Here is a 317-nt window from a genome sequence, read left to right on the forward strand (position 1 = left end):
TGGAAGCCTAGCAATGTCCTACTCTCACATGGGAACTCCCACACTACCATCGGCGCTACTGCGTTTCACTTCTGAGTTCGGAATGGGATCAGGTGGTGCCACAGTGCTATTGTCGCTAGACAAAACTTGTAATATCAAAGATATAATTTAATTTATACTGTTTAAAATACAAAGTAAATTAGAACCTTGGAACAAAAAACCCGTAGCATCAGCTACGGGTTTCTCTAAATAGAAGCCTAGCAATGTCCTACTCTCACATGGGAACTCCCACACTACCATCGGCGCTACTGCGTTTCACTTCTGAGTTCGGAATGGGA

At 43.5% G+C, this 317-nt stretch carries 1 rRNA gene; it reads right to left on the reverse strand.

Annotation, left to right across the window (positions count from 1 at the left end):
* Positions 1-5: 5 nt before the first annotated feature.
* A 5S ribosomal RNA gene (gene rrf, locus H4J75_RS19825) occupies positions 6-120 on the reverse strand.
* Between the last annotated feature and the right edge of the window lie 197 nt (positions 121-317).

The organism is Colwellia sp. BRX10-1, assembly GCF_014077545.1.
Lineage (GTDB): Bacteria > Pseudomonadota > Gammaproteobacteria > Enterobacterales > Alteromonadaceae > Colwellia_A.